The 3,193-nt window shown below is 40.5% G+C and carries 4 protein-coding genes; 2 read left to right on the forward strand and 2 right to left on the reverse strand.

Annotation, left to right across the window (positions count from 1 at the left end; genetic code table 11):
• Nucleotides 1–100: 100 nt before the first annotated feature.
• On the forward strand, nucleotides 101–1,339 hold the full coding sequence (locus NO989_RS21585) for a tyrosine-type recombinase/integrase (RefSeq protein WP_071980015.1): 1,239 nt from the start codon (nucleotides 101–103) through the stop codon (nucleotides 1,337–1,339).
• Between the two features lie 24 nt (nucleotides 1,340–1,363).
• Complete coding sequence (locus tag NO989_RS21590; protein ID WP_371343182.1) at nucleotides 1,364–2,050, forward strand: hypothetical protein; 687 nt, start codon at nucleotides 1,364–1,366, stop codon at nucleotides 2,048–2,050.
• Nucleotides 2,051–2,059: 9 nt separating this feature from the next.
• On the opposite strand, the gene NO989_RS21595 is transcribed toward NO989_RS21590, so the two are convergent.
• Both NO989_RS21595 and NO989_RS21600 read right to left on the reverse strand, forming a co-directional pair.
• The gene (locus tag NO989_RS21595; RefSeq protein ID WP_371343184.1) at nucleotides 2,060–2,503 is read right to left on the reverse strand and encodes a nuclease-related domain-containing protein; all 444 of its coding nucleotides are present in this window, start codon (nucleotides 2,501–2,503) and stop codon (nucleotides 2,060–2,062) included.
• A gap of 106 nt (nucleotides 2,504–2,609) precedes the next feature.
• Nucleotides 2,610–3,116: a DNA adenine methylase gene (locus NO989_RS21600; protein WP_371343183.1), complete on the reverse strand. Its 507-nt coding sequence runs from the start codon at nucleotides 3,114–3,116 to the stop codon at nucleotides 2,610–2,612.
• Between the last annotated feature and the right edge of the window lie 77 nt (nucleotides 3,117–3,193).

A 3,193-nucleotide genomic window follows, 5' to 3' on the forward strand; every position in this document is an offset into this window, starting at 1 on the left:
TTTTATTATCGAGTTCGAGGAACGCCTCGAAAAGCATATTAACTAATGGCAGTTACACAGAATCTGTTACAGGCTCTCTTAACTAACAATCACAACACACTTGGCCATCACTAAACCCACACCGTTGTTTCCCACGTATACTGAGCTAGCAGAGCTCAGTTTGTCTGACTATCCACAGCTAAGTTCATTCTTAGACAATCAACCGACATGGATGAGACAGCACTGGGACTGGGCGAAAGAATACCTTTTATATATTGGTCGCAACAAATCACAACACACGTACGTGCGTTTTCGAAATGACATCGAAAAGTTCCTATTGTGGGTCTTTATGGTAGATAAGCAGCCAGTAGATGATTTACGTAAAGCAGATATTTTGCGATACATTGATTTCTGTGTGGCGCCACCGGTTAAATGGATAAGCACCCAGCTCCATGACCGATTTCGCCTCAATAACGGTTACTTTGCTTCAAACCTTAAGTGGACGCCGTTCAGGCAAACGCCGCCGAAATACGATAAAGACAGAGTGCTCGATCCGAAAAAGTACCAACCCTCATTGCAGACCCTCGAATCTACCTTTGTGGCATTAAGCTCTTTTTACCGCCATCTCATCGATGAAGAAATTTGTTTCGGCAATCCTATTCCATTGGCAAAACGAGACTGTAAGTACTTGATAAAAGACAGTCAGGTAAAGACGATAAGTCGATTAACTGAGCAGCAATGGCAATATCTCTTGGATACTGCCGTTGAGATGGCGGATAGTGATCCGCTTTTGGAGCGTAGTTTATTTACTATTGCTACCATGAAAACCCTATTTCTGAGGCTTTCAGAACTCTCGGAGCGCAATGATTGGACGCCCTTGATGAGTCATTTTTGGACAGATGAGGGCAACAACTGGTGGTTTAAGGCCTATGGAAAAGGCAAAAAGATAAGAGATATCACGGTACCACCGGGTTATCTTACGTTTTTGAAACGCTATAGAAAATGGCGTGGACTATCACCTTTACCGTCCAAAGGTGAGCAAACCGTTCTGGTTGAAAAAATAAGAGGCCGCGGTGGTTTAACAGGTCGTCAAATTTCGAGGCTTATTCAGAGCGTGTTCGACGCTGCATTTGACAAAATGAAGTCAGAACAAGGATTAGAATCCGCTCAGAAATTAAATGAAGCCACCACACATTATCTGCGTCATACCGGTGCAAGCATGGAGATAGAGCGTGATAGACCGCTAAAGGATCTATCAGAAGATCTGGGCCATTCTAGCAGTGCGACAACCGATACGGTGTATGTGCAGGTTGAGCGAAAAAAGCGTGCCTCATCTGGCAAAGATAGAAAAGTCGAGTAGCTAATGCGAAAGAGAACGTGCTACATGTGCGATGCCTTAGCGACAACGAAGGAGCATATTCCTCCAAAAGCATTGTTTCCAAAACAAAAAGATGTGCTCAGTGAAATCAGTCTACGCAAAGATTTAATAACGGTACCATCCTGTGAGAAACACAATAATAGTAAGAGTAGAGACGATGAGTATTTAGTGTTTTGTCTATCTACGTGCTTTCATGGAAATGACATAAAAGAGCAGCTGTTTAATACCAAGATCATGCGAGCAATTGACCGGCGGCCTGACACATACTCGAACTTTTTAGATAACTATCAACGTGTAATGCTAAAACATCCCGATGGAAAAGTAGAACACACTGCGGCGTATTCAATCGACCTAAGACGTTTTGACAGCGTGTTATCGCACATAGCATGTGGATTATATTACCATCACACTCAAAGTAAGTGGGAAGGTGCCACGCTTGTTATAAGCAATGAATTACGTGATTTTAGCTCTACAAACTCTGATGAAGTAAATAGGTTGACTGACGATACTATCGAGCGCGTAACATTGTTCTTAAGCGAAACCAATAGTTTTGGAGCAAATCCAGAAGTTTTCTATTATAAAATTTATGATGACCGGCCCAAAGTTTTTGTAGTTTTAATGACATTTTATTCTGCGATATCGGTCGCGGTAACGTTAACTGAAAACAATAAAATAAATAATGTCTATATGTAAATCATATGCTTACACCAGTACATCGAAAATCAATGACCTAAACGGTAGTTCAGCCTTACTATCACCAACGAAAACAATGACGGAATGCACTTGATCATCATTAAGTCCCAATACCGATACAAGTGTTTGTACATGCTTATAGTTCTGATGCAATGGATTTTGAAATTTGCTTGAATGTTTGTAGAGCTTTTGTGTCCACATCCTTTGTTTGGGGTTTCCAAATATCCATCCCTTCATGTTTTTGGTTTCAACTACGAATACACCGAACTTCGAAACGATGATGTGGTCGATTTGCGTACTACCATCATCTGTTGGCAAGGTTACGTTCTTGATTAAATGGTATGTATTTGGGTTTAGCATATGCTTTGCAGAAAAATTAACAAAGAACTCGCCAAATTTTCCTTTGAACCAAGGAGATTTTAAAATTTCTGTACCAATAGCGATTGGTATCAGAAGCCATAATAACTCTGCTAATTAATTTACGACTGGTGCAAAATCCATATCTAACAAACCTGTTTACAATGTAGATGTATCTATAGCCATTCACACACCACAAAAGCTAATAATAAAGAAGAACCTCTGGTGCAGAAGTTCTCTTTGTAACGCTGGAAGATATTGTCCTTGGCACTCTAAACCTTACCGTTTTTATAGCTCCGTTATAAATTTCTTTGAGTCTTTTACCCTCATGATTTGATACCAGAACCTTGTCATACATTGCTCGGTTGTCGGTTAATTGTTTATTCAGAGCTCGATGGTGGTTTAATGAAAAGCCATTAGCAGTGTATTGAGTAAATACTTGAGTTTGTTCGTCGTGCTTTATGTAAGGCGGGTCAGCATAGCACTGACACTTCATACCTCTTCCAGTAAACCTATCTTCCATTTCGTACAAAAAGTCGGAGAACTCCATATTATAAAAAGTCGCGTCTTCAAGCTTTTCAGCAAAATGCTCTAATTCCTTTTCTGGATAATATGGGGAGCTATACCGGCCAAAAGGCGTGTTGAATAAACCCCTTGAGTTGTATCTCAAAAGCCCGTTAAAACAATGCCTATTAAGATATAGGAGCAATAAGGGGTTCTAGGGATTTTCCCCTCTAAAAAGACATAATCCTCTGTAGACCACACCAATAAATGGCTGCGGAGGTG

The sequence above is a fragment of the Alteromonas sp. DY56-G5 genome, from assembly GCF_041414725.1.
Classification (GTDB): Bacteria; Pseudomonadota; Gammaproteobacteria; order Enterobacterales; family Alteromonadaceae; genus Alteromonas; species Alteromonas macleodii.